This window comes from Kocuria sp. U4B (genome assembly GCF_054875615.1).
The window spans coordinates 3,812,648-3,836,690 of record NZ_CM142180.1 but is presented as its reverse complement, the minus strand read 5'-3'; the positions used below and the strand labels follow the sequence as shown (position 1 = coordinate 3,836,690).

The window sequence follows — 24,043 nt, the reverse complement described above, 5'->3', positions numbered from 1 at the left end:
GGGGGGCGGCGGGCTCGGGCGCTCCGCGCCCGCCCGGCCCCGGCGCTCCGCGCCGGGGGCGGCCCTCCGGGCCGCTGGTGGGGTGCTTGGTCGGGTGTCGTAGCCGGCTCACCGGGACGTCCTCGCACTGCGCTTCGCGCAGCGCGGGACGCCCCAGGGGGTGTCCGTGGCTGGGTGGAGGAGGGCAGAGCTCCCCCCGGGGGCGTAGGGGAGGGCCTGGGGAGGGCGGGGGTGGGTGCCCCACAGCTACCGCAGCCCCACCACCTCCCCCAACCCCCGGCCCCCTCCACCACTCGACTCCTGCTGGATTCGAGCTCGAACCCCACATCCTCAGCCGAAGAGAACACCCCAAGCCCTGAGCAGCCCCGGCCGGCCGACCACCCAGCACCACCGCAGCCCAGAACACCAACCGCGCACCAGCTCCCCCGAGCTCGACGCCCGCGGCCACGAGCCCCATCACCACAACCATCCCCGGGCCGCTGGCGGGGTGCCTGCTCCCCTGGCGCTGCCGTAGCCCTGGACCGTCCTCGCGCTGCGCGAGGACACCGCACTTCACCCACCGCGGAGACGCCCTCAGGGGGATGCGTGGCCGGATGGAGTAGGGCAGAGCACACCTACCCGTGAGATGGGTGGCAAGAGGGCCCAGCAGGACGAGGCTGCGCCCCCGCAGCCTCCGCTACCGGCCATCCCCAAACCCAGCGCCCACAAGCGCCCTAGGCGTCCACAAGGGCGCCTCCCGAAGCCTCCCCTGCACCCCAGGGCCGGCCAACCCCAGCACCCAACGGCCCGCACCGGCCCCCAGCAACCACCCGAGCAGCTACCCGACTACGAGAACCGCGGCCGCCGAGCTCAATACCCGCGGCCCCACCCCAGGGCCCCACCACCAAGCCACCCACCACACCCCCAACAAGGCAGGGGGCCTCAGCACCCCGCCGAGGCCCCTGCCACACCGGCAGTCTCAGCTCCCACCACACCACCCGTCATGTCCCCCGCTCCGCCCGTCCAGGTTTATTCATTTATTTATGAATGAACCTCCTCACCTCAGCCGTCGGCCCCTCATCACCACCACACAGCAGCACCCCAGCCCGACACCCGCCACAGCGCCGCTGCCTTCTGAGAAGCCCGGTAGGCGTCCTTGATGTGCCGGTGGATCCGGCCGCGGTCGGAGACCTCGTAGCCGTTGGCCTTCGCCCAGGCGCGGATCGCGGCGGTCTCTCCGTTGCCACCGCCCTGGCTGGTGCGGGAGGTGGCAACGGGTGCCGGTCTTCGCGGTGACCTTACGGGCCGCGCTGCTGTACGGGGCCAGTGCTTCGCGCAGATGCTCGGCGTTGGCGGTGCTGAGCTCGATCTCGTAGTCCTTGCCGTCGAGGCCGAAGCGCACGGTTTTTGCCGCCTGGCTGTTGTCGGTGTTGTCGGTGAGAATGATTTGCACGTTCTGCGCCGTCTACTTCGTCTGCTACGGCCAGGTGCGCGCTGACATCCACGTTTACACCGTGGATGTCAGCTCGTTGCTCTAGCCCTGCGAGCGCTAGCTACGAGTGGGCGTCTTCTAGCAAAGGGGCGCTATGGGGTGTGATCTTGTCCCCTAGGGGTGGGACTTCCTGGCCTGCGATGGGGGCGTGGGCGCGGGGCGGATTAGCAGTTAGGTTTCGCTGAGATGGTTTATGTCTTGCATCCCACGGCAGCAACACCATCGATGTGTTGCATCTGCGAAACTGCTTGCATGGTGTTCACCCCTCGCTCTGCCCTGCTGTCGGCTGCCCTGGTCTGCGTGCTGGCGGTGAGCGGGTGCTCCAACCAGGACTCGGGCGCAGCTGCACCATCGAAGGTTTCCGCGCCGGCGAGCGCCAGTACTTCTGCGGAGCCGACCGCCTCGGCTTCCACGGCGCCGTCTGCGGGTGCTTCCGCGGAGCCGACCAGCGACCCGTCACCGACTGCGTCCGAGGAGCCGACGGTGGCTCTGGAGCAGACCTTCACCTCCCCGGACGGTTACGGTGCCGCAAGACACCTCCGAGGAGGTGCGACGGTGGGTGGTGAGCGCCAACCCCATCCACCACCTCGTCAGCTAATCCCGTCAGCCCACAGACTGGCCTGTAGAACGGGCGGGTCGCTGCCCCTACCCCACCTTCGCCTCTGGCCACATGGCTCAAGCCGTGTTGCACGGGCGGTCCGATGCTTACCCTCGGCCCCGATGGCCGGCCGCTCCCAGGCCCGTTATTGCCAGGTGGTGGAGCGCCGCGCCGCCTCATAGACGGCCTCCATCACCTCGGGGGCGTGGATGTCACGCTGACGCAGCAGCCATCGGGTGAGCTGGTGGCGGGACACCACCGACACGCCATCGGGTTGCTGCTTGATGACCACGTCCTCGGCGCGCACGGTCACGATCAGCCCCTCCACAGCCACGGGAAAGCCACAGACCGCGCTGAGGAGTCGAGTAGCGCGGGCGGCCTCATGACGGCTGGTGCGCACATAGGGCTGCCGATGACCGTTGACCAGTACCGTGTTCCCACCGACCCAGATCCTTGCCCCGGGGTGGTGCTTGGCATTGACCGTGAAGACCCCGCCAGGACCGATGACCAGGTGATCGATATCAGCGCCCCGCTCCCCCACCGGAATGGCATGCAGCACCCGCCACCGAGGATCCCTCGCCACCACCTTGGCCAGCCGGGCGGCGACCTTCACCTCCCCATCGGCTCCGATCCGCCACGCACGCTCCTCGGTGTGCACCCCCAGCAGGCGGGCCACCACCGTCTTCACCGGCGCAGCCTCCCGGGCCGTGCGGGCCTGTTCCCGCGCCTGCGCCCCGGGGGTGTTGGCAGCCAGATCAACCCACGGCCGGGCAACAGGCTCGGTGGTCTCATCGGTGGCGACACGGCTGACCGGTCGCGCAACACCCACCCCGGCCTCCTCCCCCGCCGGAGCCGATGTGCCGGCGAGCGCCGAGGCGAGGTAGGTGCCTTCGGGAGCGGCCGGGGCGGCGAGCGCAGAGACGACGTGAGTGCCCTCGGGAGTGGAGGGAGCAGCCTGGGCTGGGGTGACGGGCTGGACCGTCACCGCTGCGCCGGGTACGGCGTCTACGGGAGCACTGGTTGAGCGGTCACCGGGGCGCCGGCCGGCCTTCCACCCCGCCACAGCCTCCACCAGGACCGGCAGGAACTGCGGGGCCTCGGGGTGGGGTTCATCGGTGACCAGGTCCCACCAGCCGAGCTTCACCCCACCGGGATGCGCCACGTACAAACGGTCGTGGCCGTAACGCCGCCACCGCTTCACCACCAGGCGTGGCGCGGCCAGATCACGGTGCTCGGATCGGGGTGAGCAGCCCTTCGTGCCGCCGGCGCACCGGTCGTCTCCTGCCGCACCGGTGTCGCCCTGCGACCGTGCTGTCTCAGCCATCTCGTCTCCTGCCCCACCCATTCGTGTGCAAACGTAAACGATCTGTCTCCAAGGGTGAGTAATGAGTCAGCGTCAACAGCGACCAACGCGCCGGGGGCCCGGCACCACCACGCCGAACAGAGCGGCGAGCGCGCGACCTGGGCGCAGCAGGGGCGCCGCGAGCGGCCCAAATGATGCCGTTACCCCTGCCGCACCCCCTCATTTGCGGGCTAGCCCACGTCTGGATGCTCGAGCAGGCCCTTGTCGAGGACCCGTCCTGCGAGATCCGGCCCCGGACCATCCCTCCCCCGCGCGGCACTGACCACCCAGGCGAAGACCGCCCCAGCGCTCAGGTGCCCCGACGGGGATGCGCCCGGACCGTGATGGTCGGTGGGGCGTAGGGGCTGGAGCCGGCAGGACGACGCTTGTGCTCCCGCACCGTGGTCGCGGCCCGCGAGCGCGGTCCGGGTACGTGGTGGGTGTAGGAGGCGTCCATCCGTCCGATGTCGAGGTCCTCGCGTGTTCCGGCCACCGGCACGACCCATCTCACGGCGGACCGGGCCATCTCCTCCGGGGCTCTGGGGGTGTCCGGGGGTGAGGGGGAAGACCGGATCGGGTCGCTCCGGCTCCGGTGCGGAGCGGGTCTCGGCGCGGTGGTGACGGCAACGACACCATCCGCGCAGACGAGGGCTACGACACCCTGCACGGCAACAACCACCATGACAGCATCCGCGGCGGCAACGGGAACGACTCCCTGTACGGGCAGGACGGCACCGACACCATCCGCGGAGACGCCGGCCCCGACAGCGCCCATGGTGGACCTGGCAAGGACACCTGCCGCGCCGAGACCGGGGTCAGCTGCTGGATCCCTCACCCGCCCGGAGGAAACGCACGATGGGAGCCCGCCCATCCATCAGGGGATGGGCGGGGCCCCTCACCTCGACACCGGGAAAACCGTCATCACCGGGCATCACCGGAACGGGTCTTCCCCGTCCGAAGATCCAGCAGCGGCCCACCTCCCGAGGAGTGCAGGACTGTTTGTGCCCCACCGCGACCAGCGCGTGGGTGGGGCAAAGGCCTCTGCCTCACGGTGGACGCGGCGTATGAACTCGCACCGGTCGGTGGAGGCCTTCGCGGGCGGACCGGGAGCAGTGGTGAGGGGCGTTCCAGAGCCCGTTCCAGAGCCCGTTCCAGCGGGTGTGGGCACCGGCAACGGCGCCGTTGCGGGCCAGCAGCTGTTCCGCCTCATCGCCGGTGAGTGGGCGGGCGCTCTTGGCGGGGTGGCACCTGGGGCAGGAAGCCACGAGGTTGCCCATACCGTTGAGGTCCGGACTCGCCCGTGGTGGCAAGTCGGCGTCATCCTCCAGGAACACCCACGGGAACCTAGCCCTCCGCTCCCCCGGTGGGCGCAGACAGGGCCGGCGTTGCTGCGTGGTGAGGAGGGGGCGAGTCTGCTGTGGCCCGCGCCCGCAGAGGCCCGCTCTCGCGGGCCCGGGATGCCCTTGGCGCCGGACAACGCCGTCGAAGCCGTGATCAGCGGCAGCTGCCCGTCCGGGAAGGAGCGGTGGTTGTGCTCGCCCGAAGGTCCTGAACGCCCTGCGGACAGGGGCGGCATCTGCCGTCGCGCGGAGTCGATCACCCCCGGTGGCCGCCCGGGTGGTGGGAGGGCCTCAGGCCAGCGCCTGCAAGAGTAGGTGTGGTGATCTCACCACCCCCGAGCGAAATTCCCGGCGCCCCCGTTCGGGGGGCAACGAGTGTCGGCGGACGGGCGGTGGTCCCTGACCTGCGGAGGTTCGCTCGACTCGACGTCTCTTCGTTCCGCGTGTCGCGCGTACCACCGGTGTCAAGAAGCTCGGGGCGGGCGCAGGGTCCTCGGTCGGATACCACAGCCGCGTGGGCACACCATCGGTGCAGGCCCTGCCGTGGCGTGCAGTGGTCTTCCCCGGGGACAGTACTGGTACTCACGGGGCCGAAGGGAACACTTCCGCAGTTTGGGCGCTCCGCTGACCGAACCCCGAGCAGGAATACGAGCAGGAATACGAGCGGGAGCCGGACCTGAAGGCAGGCTCAGGGCGCTGAACCGACAACCACCGCGAGGGTGTCCTCTGTCCCGCCCCGGGCACCATCGACTGGGTGCTCAGCCAGGCACCGCCAGGTGTACTGACGCCCCCGGGCCTGCCCCGTCGCAGGCCCCGCCACCGGGGCGCCCGTCACCGGATCCCGACAGGACACCGCCTCCCGGGACGGGACCCGGGGGCCTGGGCGGGCGAGGCGACGGTGAAGGCCTCCTGGGGCGTGGCCGGCACGGTGGGCCCCACCGCGGTGACGTACAGGAGCTGGCGGCCGGTCCTCGACCCCGTCCTGCCCGGCAGCGCCACGGTAGCCGACCCAGCAGCTGCCCGGTGCCTGCCGGCTCCGGCCGGGGCCTCGTGCTCCCCCGGGCGAACGAGGACCGTGAGCGCCGCCGCGACATCTGCCCTCGGGCGGTCATCGACGGGCGAGGCCCCGGGACGGTCCCTGCCGTCCCGGGGCCTCCTGCAGCGACACCACGGGGACCCGCCCCCGGCGAGCGCGGCCCGAGGGGAGCCGCTGCAGCACTTACGCGCTGCAGCACTTACGCGCTGGCGCGCTCGGCCGAGAAGCCCAGTGCTCGGGAGATCGCCTCGGCGGCGGCGATCGCCTGGGGGGCGAACTGCTCGATGCTGGAGCCGGGGTGCTCCAGGGCGATCGAGGAGATCGACAGGCCGTAGGTCACCCGGCCGAGGTGGTCGTGGATCGGGGCGGAGACGCACACGGTGCCGCGTTCGTTCTCGCCGAGGTCCAGGGCGTAGCCGCGCTGACGGATACGGGCCAGCTCGGCGTGCAGCTGCTGGGGATCGGTGATGGTCCTGTCGGTGCGTGCGGGCAGGCCGGCCTCGGCGATGAACCGGTCCACCTGCTCGGCCGACCAGCTCGCGAGCACGACCTTGCCCATGCCCGAGCAGTGCATCGGCATCGACAGGCCCACCCGGGAGGCCATCCGGTAGGGCTTCGTGGAGTCCCGGCGGATGACGTAGACCATCTCGAAGCCGTTGACGACGCCGACGTGGATGGTGCAGTCGACCTCGCGCACGAGCGCGTCGACGATCGGCTCCGCAAGGGAGGTGATGTCCAGGCGCGAGATGGCCCTGCCGGCGATGCCGAGGAGGCGGGGGCCCGGGTGGAAGCCGCGGTCGCTGTCACCGGTGATGAACTCCTGCTCGACGAGCGTGGCGAGAATGCGGTGCACGGTCGCCTTGGCCAGGCGGGTCTCCTCGACGATGTCGGTGAAGCGGTTGTGCAGGACGGCGGCCTCGAGCACCCGCAGCGTCTTCTCGCTCGCGCCCATCGACGGCGCCGGGCTCGTGTCGAGCACCCGGTGTTCGACGGTCATGGCCACCTCATCTCATCTCGGCGATCGCGACACCGTCCATGTCGTCGAAGGACTGGTTCTCCCCGGCCATCGCCCACACGAAGGAGTAGTTCGATGTTCCCACGCCCGAGTGGATCGACCACGACGGGGAGAGCACCAGCCCCCGTCGCCGACCATGAGGTGGCGGGTCTCGGAGGGCTCGCCCATGAGGTGGACGACGCGGGCGTCGTGGGCCACGTCGAAGTAGACGTAGAACTCGGTGCGGCGGTCGTGGGTGTGCGCCGGCATCGTGTTCCACATACTACCGGGGTGCAGCTGGGTCACGCCCATGACCACCTGGCAGCTGCGCACGCCGTTCTCGTGGATGTACTGGTTGAGCGTGCGGCGGTTGGAGGTCAGCGGGTCGCCGAGCTCGCGCACGGTGCCCTGTCCCGGCTCGACGAGCGCGGTCGGGTAGGTGGTGTGGGCCGGTGCCGAGAAACCGTAGAAGCGAGCAGGGGCCGCGGGGTCGTCGGAGTCGAAGGAGACGTCCTGGACGCCGCGGCCGAGGTAGAGGCAGGCGCCGGTGGTCATCGCGTGGCGGTGGCCGTCAGCGGTGACGGCCCCGGGCGCACCGATGTTGACGATGCCGATCTCCCGGTGGTCGAGGAACTGCTCGCTGCGGATCTGCGGCACGGCCTCCAGCGCCAGCGGCGCGTCGGTGGGCACGGCGCCGACGGCGACCACGCGGTCGTAGTGGGTGACGACGGTGCGCACGCTGCCGGGGACGAAGAGGTCCTCCACGAGGTAGCGCTCACGCAGTTGTTGCTGGGTGGCACCGGGGATCTGCTCGGGGGAGGTGGGGCCGTGGACGGCGGTCATGAAGATTCCTTCCATGAGGGCTCAGCTCGGACTCAGCCAGGGCTCAGCGGGGTCGGACGGGGTCGGACGGGGTCGGACGGGGGTCAGAGCAGGCCCATGAGGCCGGGCAGCCACAGGGACAGCTCCGGGACGAAGACGATGACGAACAGCAGCGCGGTCAGCACGAGCAGGAACGGCACCAGTTTGACGATGACCGGCTCGAGCTTCATCTTCGCGACCTGGGCTCCGACGAACAGCACGGGAGCCGAGGGCGGGGAGATGACGGCGATCGAGAGGTTGAAGACCATCACGATGCCGAAGTGCACCGGGTCGATGCCGTAGGAGAGCGCGATCGGCAGGAAGATCGGGGTGAAGATCAAGATGGCCGGTGTCGGGTCGAGCGGAATGCCGATCAGCAGCAGCACGAGCATCATGATCAACAGCACGACGACCTTCGAGTCGGTCCAGCCGAACAGCGACTCGGCGATCAGCTGCGGCAACCGCGCGTAGGTCATGACGTAGGACATGATCGTCGACACCGCGATCAAGAAGATCACGATCGCGCTGGTGCGGGTGGCGTCGAAGAGGATGCCCGGCAGGTGCCGGATCGAGATGGTGCGGTAGAGGAAGGAGAGCAGCAGCGCGTAGACCACGGCCACGGCCGAGCCCTCGGTCGGGGTGAAGAAGCCGGCCACGATGCCGCCGATCGCCACCGCGATCAGACCGAGGGAGGGCACCGCGCGCCACAGCGTGCGCAGGAACACCGGCAACGCCGGCCACGGCTCGCCCCGCAGGTCGGGGTGGCGGCGCGCGTAGAGCAGCCCGACGCCCGCGCAGGCCAGTGCCCACAAGATGCCGGGGACGTAGCCGGCGACGAACAGCGCCCCGACCGAGGTGCCGCCGGCGGCGAGGGAGTACACGATGAGCGTGTTGCTGGGCGGGATGAGCATGCCGGCCGGGGCCGAGGCGATGTTCGCCGCCGCGCTGAACGCGCGGTCGTAGCCGGCCCGCCGCTGCATGGGGGACATCGTCGAGCCGACGGCGGCGGCGGCGGCGACGGCGGAGCCGGAGACGGAGCCGAAGATCGCGTTGGCGATCACGTTGGTCTGCACCAGGGGCGCGGGGGTGCGGCCCACCAGCACGCGGGCGAGGTTGATCAAGCGCTCGGCGATGCCGCCGGTGTTCATGATGCCGCCGGCGAGGATGAAGAACGGGATGGCCAGCAGCGCGAACGAGTCCACCCCCGACCATCTGCTGGGCGGCGGTGATCGCCCCGCGGCCGAAATCGACGATCAGCAGCATGCACAGTGCCGAGGGCAGGCCGATGGCGACGGAGACCGGCGCGCCGATCGCCAGCAGCAGCACGAGTCCGCCGATCAGCAGGGCGCTGATGGTACCGGGATCGATCACAGCGCCGCCGCCTCGAGGTCCTCGTCGACGCCGACGTGCCCCTGGTAGCCGGGCAGGAAGGCAGCGACGATGTGGATGGTCAGGTAGATGCTCAGCAGCACCCCGGAGATCGGCAGGGCGAGGTAGAGCTGGCCCTGGGTGAAGGGCAGCAGCGGGTTCTGCTGACCCCACGCCAGGGCCGACTGCTGGAACCCGCCGAAGACCATCACGTAGAGCACGAACCCCAGCGTGGCGAGGTAGGCCAGGACGTCGGCGTAGCGCTGGAGGGCCAGCGGCAGCCGTTGGACGAGGACGTCCATGATGACGTCGGCCTTCTCCCCGACCGCGATCGCGATGCCGATCAGGCTGACCCACACGAAGGTGTGCCGAGCCGCTTCCTCGGACCAGGCGCTGGGCTGGCCGAGCACGAGGCGGGTGAAGACCTGCCACGCCACCAGCAGCACCAGCACGGCGAACAGACCGATGCACAGGGTGCGCAGCGCCCCGTCGAGCCACGCCCGAACCGTGAGCGCCCGTTCCGTGATGCTCATGCGTTCCCCGGTGCTCATCACCCGCGCGCCGCCTCGATCTTGTCGTAGACCGAGCGGGCGAGGTCGCTGGTGGCCTTCTGCTCGTGCAGCGGCAGCACGGCCTGGCGGAACGCGTCGAGGTCGACGTCGCTGAACTGCGCCCCGGCCTCCTCGGCGGCGGTGGTGGCCTCCTGGACCGCGGCGCTGAACAGCTCCAGCTCGGTGTCCACCGACGTCGTGAGCAGCTCCTCGAACACGGCCCGGTCCTCCTCGGAGAGGCCCTCCCACACGGCCGGGTTCGTGACCAGGTAGTCGGGCATCATCAGGTGCTCGGTGCGCGAGTAGTACGGGGCGATCTCGTCGTGGGAGAGCGAGGAGTAGATCAGCTCGTTGTTCTCCGCCCCGTCGAGCACCCCCGACTGGATCGCGGTGAAGACCTCGCCCTGGGCCATCGGCGTGCCGACCCCGCCCATGAGCTCCATCATGCGCACGGTCGTGTCCGAGCCGATGACCCGGATCTTCTGCCCCGCGAGGTCGGCCGGCGTCTGAACCGGCCCGTCGGTCGAGTACACGTTGCGCACCCCGCCGTGGTAGGCGGTGAGCACCTGGATGTTGTCGTCGGTGAGGGTGTCGTAGAGCTCCCCGACGGCCGCGCGGTCGTTGAGCACCGACAACTGGTGCTCGGGGGAGTCGTAGAGGTAGGGCAGGTTCACGACCGAGAAATCGGACTCGAAGTTCTCCAGCAGCGTCCCGGCCACGACGGCGAAGTCGATCGTGCCCGACTGCACCTGCTCGATGGTGGCCGCCTGGTCCCCGAGCGTCTCGTCGGTGTAGAGCTCCAAGGCGTAGCGGCCCTCGGTGCGGGCCTGCAGCTCCTCCGACAGCTCGGCCAGCGCCCGGGCCTGGGGGTGGTTGGCGTCCTGGTTGAACGCGACACGAAAGACGGTCTGCGCCTGGTCCCCGGCCTCGGCGGAGCAGGACACCACCGCCACGGTCATCAGGGCTGCGGCGCTGAGCGTGCCCAGCATTCGTCGTTTCTGCATGAGTTCCTCCTCGGTGAATCGCGGTCCGCGATGGTGAGTCACGGCCCGCGAGGGTGAGTCACGGCCCGCGAGGGTGAGTCACGGTCCGCGATGTGATTTGCGCCACGGGCGGGGTCAGGCGCTACTCTAACCACATAGAACTGAGTTGCGCCACATGGAACTCAACATGAAACTAGGTTCCATGTAACGCTCAGCGGACGCGCGAAGGAGACGGCAGTGCGAGCAGCGAAATACATCGGTCAGGGACGGATCGAGGTCGGTGACGCCCAGGCCCAGCGGCCCGGGCCCGATCAGGTGAGCATCCGGGTCGCCTACAACGGCATCTGCGGCACCGACCTGCACATCGTGCAGGGGCACATGGACGGGCGGGTCTCGACCCCGGCCGTGATCGGCCACGAGATGAGCGGCGTCGTCGAGGCCCTCGGGGCGGGCGTGGACACCCTCGAGATCGGCCAGCCCGTCACCGTGATGCCGCTGCGCTGGTGCGGGCAGTGCGCCTCCTGCCGCGCCGGGCACCAGCACATCTGCCAGCGGCTGGACTTCGTCGGCATCGACTCCCCCGGCGCGCTGCAGCAGCAGTGGACCGTGCCCGCGGCGCTGGTCGTGCCGCTGCCGGCGGGCGTCTCCCTGGAGCACGCCGCGCTCGTGGAGCCGCTGGCCGTGGCGGTGCACGACGTGCGGCGGGCCCGGCTCAGCGCCGGGGAGACGGCGGTGGTCATCGGCGGGGGCCCCATCGGCCAGCTCATCGCCGTCGTCGCCCGCGCGGCCGGTGCCGAGGTGATCCTCGCCGAGCCCGACGCCGCCCGCCGCGCCTTCGCCGCCCAGCACGGCGCCACCGTCGTGGACCCCGCCGGTGAGGACCTCGCCGCGGTCGTCGACCGACACACCACCGGCGCCGGCGCCGACGTCGTCTTCGAGGTCGCCGGAACTCCCCGCACCGCCCTGGAGGCCACCGCCCACGCCCGCACCCGCGGGCGCGTGGTGTTCGTCGCGATCCACCCGCAGCCGGTGCCGGTGGACCTGCACCGCGTCTTCTGGCGGGAGCTGGAGGTCCTCGGCGCGCGCGTCTACGAACGGGAGGACTTCGAGCGCGCCGTCGAGCTGCTCGCCGCCGGCGCGGTGCCCGCCGAGGGGCTGATCACCCGCGTCGTGCCGCTGGAGGAGACGATGGAGGCCTTCGACGCGCTGCTGTCGGCGGCTGCCCTGAAGATCCTCGTCGACGTGCAGGCAGGTGCCCGATGAGCCTCTCCCTCGACCTCACCGGCACCACCGCCGTCGTCACCGGCGCCCGCCGCGGCATCGGCTTCGCCATGGCCGAAGCCCTCGCCGGGGCCGGGGCGGACATCATCGCCGTCTCCGCCGGGCAGGAGCCCGACGGCGGCGCCATCGGTGCGCGCGTGCGCGAGCTCGGCCGCTCGTTCGAGGGCCACGCCGTGGACTTCACCGACCGGGCGGCCGTGGCCGCCTTCGGCGAGGCGGTGCGCGAGCGCGCCGACGTGCTGGTCAACAACGCCGGCACCATCCGCCGCGCCCCGGCCGCCGAGCACCCGCTGGCGTGGTGGGACGAGGTGCTGGAGGTGAACCTGCGCAACCAGTTCGTGCTCACCCAGGCGGTCGGCGCCTCGATGGTCCGACGCGGCGCCGGGCGCATCATCTTCACCGCCAGCCTGCTCAGCTTCCAGGGCGGCATCAACGTGCCCGGCTACACCGCGGCGAAGTCCGGGGTGAGCGGGCTCGTGAAGGCCCTCAGCAACGAGTGGGCCCAGCACGGGGTGACCGTCAACGCCATCGCCCCCGGCTACATCGCCACCGACAACACCGCCGCGCTGCGCGCCGACGAGGACCGCTCCCAGGCCATCCTCGAGCGCATCCCCGCCGGCCGCTGGGGACGACCGGCGGACCTGCAGGGGGCCACCGTGTTCCTCGCCAGCGCGGCCGCCGCCTACATCACCGGCGTGACGCTGCCCGTCGACGGCGGGTGGATGGCACGATGAGCGCCCTCGCCACCGCCCACCACCTCGACCTGCGCGGGGTCGTGCCGCTGGCCACCGTGCCCGACGCCGCCGCCGCCGACACGATCGCCGCCGGCCTGGTGGCCGGCGGGCTGCCGGTGCTCGAGGTCGCCCTGCGCACCCCCTACGGCCTGGCCGCGATCGAACGGATCGCCGCCCGCGGGGACGTGACCGTCGGCGCCGGCACTGTGCTCACCGCCCAGCAGCTGCGGGCCAGCCTCGAGGCCGGGGCCTCCTTCGTCGTCGCCCCAGGACTCGACGAGGACGTGGTCGAAGCCGCCCTCGCCGCCGGGGTGCCCGTGCTGCCGGGCATCATGACTCCCAGCGACGTGCAACGAGGAATCCGGCTCGGGCTCACCCGGCTGAAGCTCTTCCCCGCCGGGGTCGCCGGCGGACCGGCCCTGCTCACCGCGCTGGCCCCGGTCTTCCCCGGCATCGGCTTCATGCCCAGCGGCGGGGTGAACCCCACCAACCTCCTGGACTACCTCACCCACCCGGCCGTCTTCGCCGTCAGCGGCTCGTGGATCACCTCCCCCGAGCGCGTCGCCGCCGGACCCGAGGCGGTCGCGGCCGCCGCGGCCGAGGCCTTCACCCTGCAGGAGTCGGTGGCATGAGCGTGCTCACCCTCGGAGAGTCCCTCGGGCTGCTCGTCGCCGGACGGCTCGGGCGCCTGGAGCTGGTGCCCTCGATGGACCTGGGCTTCGGCGGCGCCGAGAGCAACGTCGCGATCGGTCTCGCCCGCCTGGGCGTGGAGGTGACCTGGGTGGGCCGCCTGGGCGACGACGCCCTCGGCCGGCTCATCGAACGCCAGCTGCGCGCCGAAGGCGTGCGCCCGCGCATCACCCGCGACCCCACCGCCCCCACCGCGCTCATGCTCAAGGAACGCCCCACCGCCGGAGCCAGCACCATCAGCTACTACCGCACCGGCAGCGCCGGCTCCCGCCTGGCACCGGCCGACCTCGACCTCGACCTCGTGCGCGCCGCCCACGTGCTCCACCTCACCGGCATCACCGCCGCGCTCAGCGACACCGCCCACCACGCCCTGCACACCGCCATCGACACCGCCCGCCAGGCCGGGACGATCGTCTCCTTCGACGTCAACCACCGCTCCCGGCTGTGGACCACCCAGCAGGCAGCACCGGCCTACCGCGCCCTGGCCCAACGCGCCGACCTCGTCTTCGCCGGCCCGGACGAGGCCCAGCTGCTGACCGGCGAGCGCGAACCCACCGCCCAGGCCCGGGCCATCACCGCGATGGGCCCCACCCAGGTCGTCATCAAACGCGGCGAGCACGGCGCCATCGGCTTCGACCACGACCACCACGTGGACGTGCCGGCCTTCCCCGTCGACACCGTCGACACCGTCGGCGCCGGCGACGCCTTCGTCGCCGGCTACCTCGCCGAGCTCATCGCCGGAGCCCCCTGCCCCAGCGCCTGCGCACCGCCGCCGCCTGCGGGGCGATCGCCTGCACCGCCCCCGGCGACTGGGAAGCCGCCCCCGACCACGCCGCCATCACCCAACTGCTCACCGCCGGCGACCCCGTGCAACGCTGACCCCCCACCCCCGGACACCACCGGCCCCCGGGATGCCGTCCCGGCAGCACTGTCCCAGCAGCACTGCCCCGGCGGCGCTGTCCACGTCAGGGGACGGTCCGCCCGGGGGCCGGAGGCGGCCAGGGCGCCGGAAGCGCGCACGCCCTGCAGAAACGGACGCGCGGGCCACGGCCGGCGAGGAGCCACGGCCGGCGAGGAGCCACGGCCGGCGAGGAGCCACCGGCCGGGACCGTGGCCGACAGGCGCCATGCCGACGAGTACCGTCCCAACGGATGCCGTGCCAACGGATGCCGTGCCAACGGATGCCGTGCCGGCAGGTGGGCGCTCGACGGGTGGGTGCTCGACGTCGCCTCCGGGGGCAAGCGGGGCATGGTGAGCGATGAGGCGCCCGAGGTCATCGTGGCCGACGCTCGAACGGGGCGGGCGGGGCGGGCCGGCCACGTCGAGGACCGGGCGAGGGGGTCTGGCCGGTGCCGGCGCAGCAGGGCACCGCGTGTCCGACCAGGTCGGCCTATGACCAGACGCCGGAAGAGGCACCGGAAGAGGCACCGGAGGAGGCACCGGAGGAGGCACTGTGCCAGAGGCGGATCAACGGGCAGAAGCGCCCCCGGGATGCCCCCACCTACCGGCAGTGGCTCTCCCCCGATGCCCTGCCCTCCTTGGCCCGACCCGGCGGCCGGCATCACCCCACCGCCAGGCACTACCCCTTCCCCTCGGCACGGGCCACCAGGGCGCTCAGATGCCCCGTCACGCAGGCGCGCACACCCACCACGCACACCCACCACGCACACCCCCGGACGGCTCACCACCCACGCACATCCGCCCTCGAGGACATCCCCCGGCACCCCACACCCTGCGGTGCTCGCCACGAGGCCCCCCCCGCCAGCCGCGACCGCCCACCGCGCCCGCCCAGACCGCGGCAGGGCCGCGTCGGACCCGGCACACCCAGGCCGGACCCGAGGCCCAGGCATGCCGGGTCCGACGACCCACCACACCATTGCGCTCCAGCACCCCTCAGCAGCCATCCGAGTCATCGACACACCCACTACCGGAACCAGACAATGCCCACCAGCCAAGGGATCACAGCCCCGGGATCACAGCCAGACGGTGATCACTGACCAGGCGCCTCCGGCCGGGCAAAAGAGCCCCCGCACACGGGCCGGCACACCCACGCCCCTTCCGGCGAGCGCACCAGATAACGGCCCACCCCCACTGCCCCCCAGCCTGTCGGGGGCGCTCACCACCATCGGTGCAAGGAAGTCAACGGGAAGTCAAGGGGCGCTGACAGCACCCCGGCCCCACCCCAGCGCACCTCACCGGGAGGGAGCAGGTGGGGGCACCGGTCGGCGGCTGTGAGGAACCCCACGGTGCTCCGAGCCGGTGCCGCACCCGGGCGCAGTGATAGACCGGAAGCACCCTCCTCGCCCCGGTGGCGCCTCCCCGAAGCCCGCCCCCGCCACCAGCACCACCCCACCACCAGCACCACCCCTGAGCCGCCCCCTTCTTCCCCTTTCTGCCTTTCTGCCTTTCCGGAGCCTCCTGTGAGCCTGTCACCGTTCTCCCACCACGACCTCCACCCGGACACCGACACCACGGTGCGGGTCTTCCCCGCCATCGCCCCCACCCCGGCTCTGCCCGCCCTGCGGTGGTGGAACCACCCGCTGATCCTGCTGCCGGCCACCGTGATCCTCACCGTCAACCTCACCCACCTACCGGCCCTGCCCACCGCCACCACCCCGATCCTCCTGGCCCTCAGCGCCACCCTGACCACCCTGGGCACGTGCAGCTACTTCGCCTGGGACGACAGCCACCACGCCGCCGCCACCGAAGCTGCCTGGATCACCGCCCAATCCGGCTACCACCTCCACACCCACCACGACGGGCACCTCACCTGGACCACCCCCGGAACACCTCCCCAGACACCCCCTCAGGCAGCCACCCTCACCCCCACACCCACCGGCTGGACCCTCACCCTCACACACCACCCCTGACCACCCCTGACCACCCCCACAACAACCAGCACAAACACCCCGCCCTGCCGGTCCTCCAGCACCACCTCCACACCACACGAGTCCCCCGACCCCAGCCATACCCCGCCCCTTACGCCGATCCCCGGGCAAGACCAGACACCACCACCACCACGACCAGGACCAGGACCAGGACCAGGACCAGAAGCAGGAGCAGGAGCAGGAGCACCCCGACCCCGCCCCACCCCCAGCAGCACCCGGCCTGACCCCACGCAACGCCCACCACCCCCACCGCCATTGCCGAGGCGGGCAGCGGCGGGCGCGAACCACGGTGGTCCCAGGTCCCTGCGAGCACAGCACTCCCGGCTGCCCCCCTGCCACAGCGGGGGAGGTGGAGCCCTGAGGAAGTTACTCGGCGCGGACCGCCCACCGCCGGCCTCCGCCTCTCACCGCGAGCGCCCCCGGCACACCGCCGGCGCACACCGCCCCACCGCACACCGCCCCACCGCCCCACCGCACACCGCCCGTGACCGGGGTTCCAGCGGCCGGACCGCACACCACCGGGATATCCCTCCGTCACCGCGGACACACCCCCTGAGCGGAAGCCGACGCACCGGACAGGCCCTGGATCCTGACCAACGCGGCGCCGATGGCCGGCCTCGTCCTCTCCGCGGCCACCATCCCGCTCCAGACCCGCCCAACACCCACGACCCCAGCCCCAGCACCCCGCCAGCACCCCGAAAGAGCCCCCATCACCGCCCCGCCCGCTACAGACCGCATCACGCCCAGCCCCCACCGTCAGCGGCCCAGCCCTCAGCGACGCCTGCGCGACCATCATCGTCAGCCCCCCCAGTACCTGCGAGCACGACGGCGGCTGGTCCTCCCTCACCGACTCGTCCCCTCCCACCGACTGCGGTGCGGACAGAGTCTTCGGCCTCACCGGGCCCGGCCGCAACGGCAGGAACTGCGGTAAGGACAGAAGAAGGAGGTGGCGGTGGTGACCGGACCGAGCCCGGTCACGGTCGTGGCCATCGGCGTGGTCACCCTCGCGTGCCCGGCCCGGGCAGCCCTGCGGCTGCTCCCCGTCTACGACGACGCCCCCACCGCGGACACCGCCACAAGGCCTGCACGCCCCAGCCCCACCGCCCAACCCCACCGCCCAACCCCGCCGCCCAACCCCGCCGTCCAACCCCGCCGCCCAGCCCTCAACGACCGCTACGGCCGACACCACCCCACCAGCCACACCAACAGGCCCGGCCCGCCCCCAGGCCCGGGCGCTGAGCCATGCCGCCGCGGACAGCACACCACCGCGTGCGCGCACCCACCCCGGGGCATCCTCGCGATCGCGCCCCCGCAGCTGATCATCCCCGCGCTCATCAGCCCCGCGCTCATCATCGCAACCCCCGTCCTGCCCCCTGGCCGGGGCGGGCTGGGGGTTCCGCGGATCCCGCGGCGGGTGTCCAATGAAGGTGGCCTGTCGTCTGGTGATCAAGCAGCCGGCTGCCAGGCGGCAGGTCCTCGACGGCCCCCAGCCACCGGGCCAGCCGGCTGCCCCGGCCCCGGACACCACCGGCTGCCGGACCGGGGCAGGACCGGGGCAGGGAAGCCCGCGCCACCTGCCCTTCCGACATCCACCTTCCACGGACGGACTCCTCATGACCGAGCACACCACCCCCGACACCTCGGTGGAGGGACTCACCGACCTGCTGCTGGAGTCACCAGACCTCACCGGGTTCCTGGACGAGTTCACGACCCTGATCGCCGACACCCTGGCCGGCGACGGGAAGGAGGTCTGGTGCGCGGTGACCCTGCTGCGGGACAAGCACGCCGCCACCGTGGCCTCCTCCAGCCCCCACGCCGCAGCCCGTGACGAGATCCAGCTGCCCTTCGGCGACGGGCCCTGTCTGACCGCCGCCCGGGAGCACCGGGTGGTCTACGTCCCCGACACCCGCACCGACGCGAGGTGGCCCGGCTACGGCCGAGCGGCCGCAGCCGCCGGGATCCTCTGCGCCCTGGGCATCCCCTTCGAACTGGCCGGGGAGGCCCGGGCAGGCCTGGACGTCTACTCCGACCAGCCCCACGCCTACGACGAGACCACCATCGCCGCTCTCCAGCAGCAGGTGGTCCTGGCCTCCAAGGCCTTGCGCCTGGCGGTGCGCCTGGCCCGCCACCACGACACCGAGACCCACCTGAAAGCAGCCCTGGCCTCCCGGACCACCATCGACCTGGCCGTGGGCATCGTCATGGCCCAGAACCGCTGCCCCCAGCACCAGGCGATCGAGATCCTCAAAGCCGCCTCCAACCACCGCAACATCAAACTGCGCGAGCTGGCCGCCGAGCTCGTGACCACCGTGGGCAAAGCCCCGACCACCACCTACTTCCAGGCCTGACCCACCACCGGCAGGCACACCGCATCACCACCCCGCCCCCACGCTGCGACAGGCACTTCACCTGGCCCAGCACCGCGAAGCACACGCGCAGGCGGTCACACAGGCGGTCACACAGGCGGTCACACAGGCGGTCACACAGGCGGTCACACAGGACACCAACCCTGCCGACCGCCACCCCCGCCACGGCAACAGGTGACCACCCACGGTGGCGGGCCGTCGCCGAGAGCGCCGCCGCCACCCAGCACCGCACCCACCGTCCCTCACCCACATCCTCCCGCACCCCTGAACACACACCCAGCACCCACGCAGAGTCAGCACCCACGCAGAATCGGCACCCACGCAGAATCGGCACCCACGCAGAATCGGCACCAGGCACCCCCGCGGCTCGGCGCCGGATGGGTACCACCACCCCGGCCGGACCGGTGATCGAACCCCACCCCGGTCGATCATGCGGTGAAAGCTCATCCCGGCGACGCCACCGACCACCACCCCGAGTAGCGGCACCAGGGCGATGATGCCCCGGTGGTCGGAGACCTTTTTCCCGACGGGGATGCGGGGAAGGAGGGGGATGGAATCGAGCCGGCCCGGGAGGGTGAACGGCACCCGACTCCGCTCCAGGATGGCCAGGGCATGGGAACGAGGTAGGACCTCAGGGGCGCCCTTGGCCCACGACGTGCTGGTAGCGCAGCAAGTTGTCCGGGTCCAGGGCGGCCTTGGCCTGCACGAGCCGGGCGTAGGCATCGGCCGGCCAGGCGCGGGCCCGGTCGGCCTCGGTGTCCGGGAAACCGTAGTGGTTGACGAACACCCCGGACGGGGCGTGCGGGGCCATGGCCTCCAACAGCGTGTTCACCGCCGCCGGTACGGCCTGGGCCACCGGGGGCACGAGCAGGGCGACGACTCCGAGGAAGCAGCCCGCCCCGCGCCCGTGCACCGCATCCGGGACCTGCCCGGGGTGGGCGAAGGCCGCACCCATCTGGACGATCTCCACCGCCACGACGGGAAAATCCTTGCCGGGTCCGGCCACGGCCAGCAGGTCCTCGACGGCGCCGGTGTCGAAGGCGGCCAGGAACCCCCGGTGTGCAGCAGCGGCACCGGATCGGCCGGGTCCATGTCGATCCGGTCCACCTCGCGGTAGTCCATCGGCCCCACCGTCTCCAGCACCGGGTGGGAGACAGCCCGCATCGGGGCCAGGACCTGCACCCCCTCATCAGGGTCCCCGACCCAGGCGAAGCGCAGGTGCACCAGGAACTGCCCGCGCAACGGCTCGGGCACCACCGGCAGGTCCGGCAGGCGCAGCAGGGCGATGGAGGTGTTGGCCTGCGGGGGCAGGGCCGGGGCCCAGGTGCTGAAAGCGGACAGCACCCGGTGGGCATCGGCCCCGGGGTAGAAGATGCCCCCGCCGTAGAACCCGTCCAGGGGCACCAGCTCGAAGGTCAAGGACGTGACCACCCCCAGGTTGCCCTTGCCCCCGCGTAACAGGGCCAACAGCTCCGGTTCGTGCTCGGCGTCGAGGTGGTGCAGAGCTCCGTCGGGGGTGACCAGTTCGGCGGCCCGGAGGCGGTCGGCGGCCCAGCCGAAGGTCCGTCCCAGGATCGGCAGGCCCCCGGCCAGGGTGTAGCCCACGACGCCGACGTCGGTGGAGGACCCGTTGAGCCCGATCAGCCCATGGGGAAGCGTGGCCTCCAGCACGCTGCGCCACCTCACCCCGGCCCCGACCCGGGCGGTGCGCTGGCCGGGGTCCACCTCGACCTCTTGCATGCGGGTGGTGGTGATCAGCAGCCCGCCCTCCATGGCCTCATCCGCCCCGTGACCGGTGGCCTGGACCCCCACCGGGCACCGGTGGGTGGACGCCCACCCCATGGCGGCCACCACGTCCTCGGTGCCCGTGGCGCCCACCACCACCTCCGGGCGGGCCACCCCGGCCAGGTTGAACCCAGCAACCTCCCGGACGAAGCCCTCGTCCTGCGGGACCAGGACCGGGCCGTGCACACGGCGGGTGAGTTCCTCGACATCCGCGGTGGAGATCATTCCCGGCCCCTGACACCCTCGGTTCCGCCCCGCCCATAGCAGCGCACGACCTCCACGGCCCTGGAAGGGCGTGCGACGACGGGGACAGCCGCACCGGCTACACGGTCAGTATCCCCCGCGACCATCCAGCGCTCTGAGCACGGGGACGGGTTCGTGACCGCACCGTTGCCTGATGAAGCCCCCGAACGCATGCCCGGACGCACAGGAGAGAACCTGCTCGGCACCTCGTCGCTGCCGGCCATGCTCCGGAAGCATCCGAAAACGGCGATGCCCGAAGGACCCTGCCAGTGACGCGCCGGCCTCCCGGTGAAGCCGACCCGGTGTTGCCCCGCATCCAGGCCAGGAACCACGACATCCACGCACCCGAATCCGCGCACCCGAAGAAATGCCTGACACCAGGGTTCAGCACCCGGCGGTTTCCCACCCCAAGGCCCCGGCGCGGAACCATCACCCATTTCCTGAAACGGCGGGCACCGCCCCGTCTCACCGGCCCGCCCCCACTCGCAGAAGCGATATCCGCCCGCAGAGCCTATTGCCGCACGCCCCGGCGCTATCTCGGCCGCCCCGTGCCACCGCGAAAAACCCTCCCGCCCCCGCCGGACGTCATTTCACCGAGGACGGCTCACTACCCCAGTGGCGCTTATCCTGCCCGGGATAGGAAATTCCCACCCCCGAGCATCAATCCCCAAGGCGGCCACTGCTGCTGGAGGGCGCGGCTCGCGCCGTGCGGCTCGCGCGGTGGGCTCAGCTCTGCGCGGCCTGGTAGGCCTCCCGCACCTTCGCATTGATCCGGCCCCGCTCGGAGACCTCATACCCGTTCTGCTTCGCCCACGCCCGGATCTTCGCGGTATCCCCACTGCCCGAGGGCGCACCTGAGGCCCCCGATCCGGCAGCAGCGCTGCGCCCCGCACGGGCCCCACCACGGCCGCTGCTGGCCCGCCGGGCGTTGGCCACGTACTGCGTCAACGCCTCCCGCAAACCACTGGCGTGCTCGGCGTTGAGATCGATCTCGTACTCACGCCCGTCCAAACCGAACCGCACCGTCTCGGACGCCTCGGACCCATCAATGTCATCCGTCAGAACAATCTGCACATTCTGCGCCATCGAACCCCACTCCAATCACCAGCAACAACATATTCCACCACCCACCTTAAACCACGAACCCCTTATCCGCACGCCTGGCAAATGGCCCACAACTATTTCCCAGCCACCACTCGCACCCCCACCCCTTATTGAACGAGAACACATAAAACCCCGCCACACCCACTCCACAAAACCTGCCACGGCGCAAAAACCCGGCACACCCCCAACCCAGCATCACCGCCCGTAGGCGCCTCAGCCCTTTAGGGACAAGACCTCGCGAGAGCCCGAGGGAACCGCTGCCGGCGCAGACAAAAGCCCGGACCGCACACGTTCGCCCGGACCGCACGGTCGGTCCTCCACGCCGGTGAGGCTCCCCAGCATGACCGCCACCCAAAGGGTCGATGAGCCCGTCCAGGCCAGGGACGACGACACCCTCCAGCGAGCACACCGGGGCGAACACGCCGCCCGATGGACTGCCCGCACGCGCTCGTGGGAGGCCAGCGTGGTGCTCAGACTGACCGGCCCTTGGGCTACGGCGAGACATCGCTGGTGGAACTCATCGCCGAAGTGCCCCAGAAACCGTCTCCGGAGTGGTGGATTGTTCGTGTCCACCCCGTGGGCGACCAGCGACACGGCCTCCCTGACGGGGCGAGTTCTCCGCTGACCTCTCAGGGACCTCGGCCGAGAGCCGCGGGGGCGCCCGAAAGGCCCTACGGACCGGCACCACCGCCCGTGGCACCCACCGCCCGTGGCACCGCGGCCGAGACTCCTCCCGGTGGTCGGAGTCGCCACGGGAGAGAGCGCCACAGCGCTGGGAGCGGCCGCCAGCCCATCCCGACCCTGGCGCCAGGCCTCCGATGAGGCCTCCGCCCCGCGGAAAGAGCCCAACACCGGCGGTCCCGGTCATCGCCGATGACATCAACCCCCTCGGGGCCCAGCGGCGCCACTACCTGCCCCTGCACGCGCCTGTCTGCGCATGAGGTGCGCACAGTCTCCGGCGGCACCCACTCCTGCGCCCACCCCTCCCCGTGCCGCGCCCACACCCAGCGGGGGCGTGCGCACCCGATCAGAGACCACGGGAGAGGCAACAACCCCGCCAGGACAGCCCCGGCGAGCGAGCGGCGACCGGCGGAAACCGGCCGCCACGACCTCGGTGCCGGCAATCCGGCAGAGAACCCGCGCCACCGGGCCGGACCAGCGGCGATGCCCCGACCGAGCTCACCGGGGCGGCTCAGCCGGCGGGATCATCCGCGAACGCACGGACCTCCTGGGCACACCGGCACGCGGCCGCAAGCCTGGCAGCCCACACCAGCGCCTCCTGGTACGAGACCAGCTCCAGCACCGCGTAACCGCCCGCCAGCTGCCGCGTCTGCGGATAAGTGCCCTCCCTCACGGTCCCGTCCCCGTCCACCAACACCGGGGCCACCCTCTCATCAATACCCCCACCGAACACCCACACCCCAGCCTCCTTGGCCTGTTGCACCACCGCGTGAGAGGCCTCCGAGACCGCCGGCAGCTCCTCCACGGACACATCCATCGCGCCAGAAGGAAACGAGATCAAATACTTCGACACCACACCCACCCCTTCACCCCAGCATCCAGCCCCGGCCCCCTCCGGCACGGGCCCCAGGAATGACACCCATCCTCACCCACCACCCTCCCCGTCGTCGATGTCCAGGGTGACGTCCTGGACGGCGGTGAGGGTGGACCCGTGCGGGTGCTGCGCGTCCGGGCGCACCCGGAAGGTCTGGGTGACGTGCTCCAGGCGGATTTTCGCCGGCCGGCCTGCGGCGGAGATGGCAGAGGCGGTCCTCGTGGTCGTGGTGCTCATGCGGTGGCTCCCGGGATGTGGTGAGTGGAGGAGTGCGGGTGTCGAGCGGTTCGGCGGAGGGGGCGGGCGGCTGGGTCGAGACCGTCCTCGAGGACACGGGCGGCCGTCAGCCAGTCCGCCCCCTGCCTGTTGGGGGGCTCCGGTGAGCGGCTGGGGGCGACCGCCTCCGTTGCCTCGGGCCATGGGTCCCCGGAAGGAAGTGGTCCGTGGCCGGCGGCGTGAGCGGGAACTCATGCCGAGGCCGCGGTCGGGGAGGAGATGAGGTCGTTGGTGTAGTACTTGGCCGGGTCCAGGTCTCCTTCGACGATGCGGGCGGCCTGCAGCCAGTCCTGCCAGCGGGTAAAGTCCTCGTTGCGCATCCGGCCGACCGCCACCAGCCCGGAGCTCTTCCAGTACTGCAAGGGCTCCGTCTTCTCCTGCCGGGCACGGCCGGTGACGATCTCGGTGTACCGGGCGATGACCTCCTCCCGCGGGCGGGTGGTGGCCCAGTCGATGGCCCGGGAGATCCCGGTGGCCACGGTGGCGGCGGCCTCCGGGTTCGTGTCGATCCAGTCGTCGCGCAGCACCGCCTGACCGGCGGCGAAGGGACCGAACAGGTCGGTGTCGCGCACCAGCT

At 71.5% G+C, this 24,043-nt stretch carries 21 protein-coding genes and 1 pseudogene; 7 read left to right on the top strand and 15 right to left on the bottom strand.

Annotation, left to right across the window (positions count from 1 at the left end):
• Positions 1-1,059 precede the first annotated feature (1,059 nt).
• The 4 genes and pseudogenes from ACYSMR_RS17845 to ACYSMR_RS17830 all read right to left on the bottom strand — a co-directional run bounded on the left by ACYSMR_RS17845 (position 1,060) and on the right by ACYSMR_RS17830 (position 3,904).
• Entirely contained in the window at positions 1,060-1,203 is a 144-nt protein-coding gene (locus tag ACYSMR_RS17845; protein ID WP_461748046.1) for an Lsr2 family DNA-binding protein, read from the bottom strand.
• 130 nt (positions 1,204-1,333) lie between these two features.
• Positions 1,334-1,381, bottom strand: a pseudogene (locus ACYSMR_RS17840) (hypothetical protein); the annotation flags it as partial.
• 833 nt (positions 1,382-2,214) lie between these two features.
• A complete protein-coding gene (locus ACYSMR_RS17835) occupies positions 2,215-3,393 on the bottom strand; it encodes a nuclease-related domain-containing protein (protein WP_461746998.1) in 1,179 nt (392 codons plus the stop codon).
• A 328-nt stretch (positions 3,394-3,721) separates the two neighbouring features.
• The gene (locus tag ACYSMR_RS17830) at positions 3,722-3,904 is read right to left on the bottom strand and encodes a hypothetical protein (protein WP_461746997.1); all 183 of its coding nucleotides are present in this window, start codon (positions 3,902-3,904) and stop codon (positions 3,722-3,724) included.
• A 99-nt stretch (positions 3,905-4,003) separates the two neighbouring features.
• Between ACYSMR_RS17830 and ACYSMR_RS17825 the strand changes: the two genes are divergently transcribed.
• Positions 4,004-4,630: a calcium-binding protein gene (locus ACYSMR_RS17825; protein WP_461746996.1), complete on the top strand. Its 627-nt coding sequence runs from the start codon at positions 4,004-4,006 to the stop codon at positions 4,628-4,630.
• A 1,356-nt stretch (positions 4,631-5,986) separates the two neighbouring features.
• Here ACYSMR_RS17825 and ACYSMR_RS17820 read toward each other — a convergent pair.
• The 5 genes from ACYSMR_RS17820 to ACYSMR_RS17800 form a co-directional block, all read right to left on the bottom strand.
• Complete coding sequence (locus ACYSMR_RS17820; protein ID WP_461746995.1) at positions 5,987-6,784, bottom strand: IclR family transcriptional regulator; 798 nt, start codon at positions 6,782-6,784, stop codon at positions 5,987-5,989.
• 12 nt (positions 6,785-6,796) lie between these two features.
• Entirely contained in the window at positions 6,797-7,624 is an 828-nt protein-coding gene (gene kduI / locus ACYSMR_RS17815) for a 5-dehydro-4-deoxy-D-glucuronate isomerase (RefSeq protein WP_461746994.1), read from the bottom strand.
• Positions 7,625-7,707: 83 nt separating this feature from the next.
• A complete protein-coding gene (locus tag ACYSMR_RS17810; RefSeq protein WP_461746993.1) occupies positions 7,708-8,844 on the bottom strand; it encodes a TRAP transporter large permease in 1,137 nt (378 codons plus the stop codon).
• 165 nt (positions 8,845-9,009) lie between these two features.
• A complete protein-coding gene (locus ACYSMR_RS17805; RefSeq protein WP_461746992.1) occupies positions 9,010-9,543 on the bottom strand; it encodes a TRAP transporter small permease in 534 nt (177 codons plus the stop codon).
• A gap of 17 nt (positions 9,544-9,560) precedes the next feature.
• Complete coding sequence (locus ACYSMR_RS17800; RefSeq protein ID WP_461746991.1) at positions 9,561-10,565, bottom strand: TRAP transporter substrate-binding protein; 1,005 nt, start codon at positions 10,563-10,565, stop codon at positions 9,561-9,563.
• Positions 10,566-10,781: 216 nt separating this feature from the next.
• Between ACYSMR_RS17800 and ACYSMR_RS17795 the strand changes: the two genes are divergently transcribed.
• The 6 genes from ACYSMR_RS17795 to ACYSMR_RS17770 all read left to right on the top strand — a co-directional run bounded on the left by ACYSMR_RS17795 (position 10,782) and on the right by ACYSMR_RS17770 (position 18,485).
• A complete protein-coding gene (locus ACYSMR_RS17795) occupies positions 10,782-11,807 on the top strand; it encodes a zinc-dependent alcohol dehydrogenase (RefSeq protein WP_461746990.1) in 1,026 nt (341 codons plus the stop codon).
• Positions 11,804-12,559 (top strand): SDR family oxidoreductase, encoded by a 756-nt coding sequence (locus ACYSMR_RS17790; protein ID WP_251334787.1) that lies wholly within the window; start codon positions 11,804-11,806, stop codon positions 12,557-12,559. The genes ACYSMR_RS17795 and ACYSMR_RS17790 overlap by 4 nt, the downstream gene beginning before the upstream one ends.
• Positions 12,556-13,191, top strand: a complete 636-nt coding sequence (locus ACYSMR_RS17785; protein WP_461746989.1) for a bifunctional 4-hydroxy-2-oxoglutarate aldolase/2-dehydro-3-deoxy-phosphogluconate aldolase — start codon at positions 12,556-12,558, stop codon at positions 13,189-13,191. The genes ACYSMR_RS17790 and ACYSMR_RS17785 overlap by 4 nt, the downstream gene beginning before the upstream one ends.
• The gene (locus ACYSMR_RS17780) at positions 13,188-14,504 is read left to right on the top strand and encodes a sugar kinase (RefSeq protein ID WP_461746988.1); all 1,317 of its coding nucleotides are present in this window, start codon (positions 13,188-13,190) and stop codon (positions 14,502-14,504) included. Before ACYSMR_RS17785 ends, ACYSMR_RS17780 begins: the two co-directional genes overlap by 4 nt.
• 1,165 nt (positions 14,505-15,669) lie before the next feature.
• Positions 15,670-16,119, top strand: a complete 450-nt coding sequence (locus tag ACYSMR_RS17775; protein ID WP_461746987.1) for a hypothetical protein — start codon at positions 15,670-15,672, stop codon at positions 16,117-16,119.
• Positions 16,120-17,750: 1,631 nt separating this feature from the next.
• Positions 17,751-18,485, top strand: a complete 735-nt coding sequence (locus ACYSMR_RS17770) for a GAF and ANTAR domain-containing protein (protein ID WP_461746986.1) — start codon at positions 17,751-17,753, stop codon at positions 18,483-18,485.
• A 649-nt stretch (positions 18,486-19,134) separates the two neighbouring features.
• Here ACYSMR_RS17770 and ACYSMR_RS17765 read toward each other — a convergent pair.
• The 6 genes from ACYSMR_RS17765 to ACYSMR_RS17740 form a co-directional block, all read right to left on the bottom strand.
• On the bottom strand, positions 19,135-19,335 hold the full coding sequence (locus ACYSMR_RS17765) for a BBE domain-containing protein (protein WP_461746985.1): 201 nt from the start codon (positions 19,333-19,335) through the stop codon (positions 19,135-19,137).
• Positions 19,332-20,513: an FAD-binding oxidoreductase gene (locus tag ACYSMR_RS17760; protein WP_461746984.1), complete on the bottom strand. Its 1,182-nt coding sequence runs from the start codon at positions 20,511-20,513 to the stop codon at positions 19,332-19,334. Before ACYSMR_RS17760 ends, ACYSMR_RS17765 begins: the two co-directional genes overlap by 4 nt.
• 744 nt (positions 20,514-21,257) lie before the next feature.
• Positions 21,258-21,617 carry a histone-like nucleoid-structuring protein Lsr2 gene (locus tag ACYSMR_RS17755; RefSeq protein ID WP_309124936.1) on the bottom strand — a complete coding sequence of 120 codons (360 nt, stop codon included), beginning with the start codon at positions 21,615-21,617 and terminating at the stop codon, positions 21,258-21,260.
• A gap of 1,210 nt (positions 21,618-22,827) precedes the next feature.
• Positions 22,828-23,169 (bottom strand): YciI family protein, encoded by a 342-nt coding sequence (locus ACYSMR_RS17750; RefSeq protein ID WP_461746983.1) that lies wholly within the window; start codon positions 23,167-23,169, stop codon positions 22,828-22,830.
• A 72-nt stretch (positions 23,170-23,241) separates the two neighbouring features.
• A complete protein-coding gene (locus ACYSMR_RS17745) occupies positions 23,242-23,427 on the bottom strand; it encodes a hypothetical protein (protein WP_461746982.1) in 186 nt (61 codons plus the stop codon).
• 230 nt (positions 23,428-23,657) lie between these two features.
• A complete protein-coding gene (locus ACYSMR_RS17740; RefSeq protein ID WP_461746981.1) occupies positions 23,658-24,038 on the bottom strand; it encodes a hypothetical protein in 381 nt (126 codons plus the stop codon).
• Between the last annotated feature and the right edge of the window lie 5 nt (positions 24,039-24,043).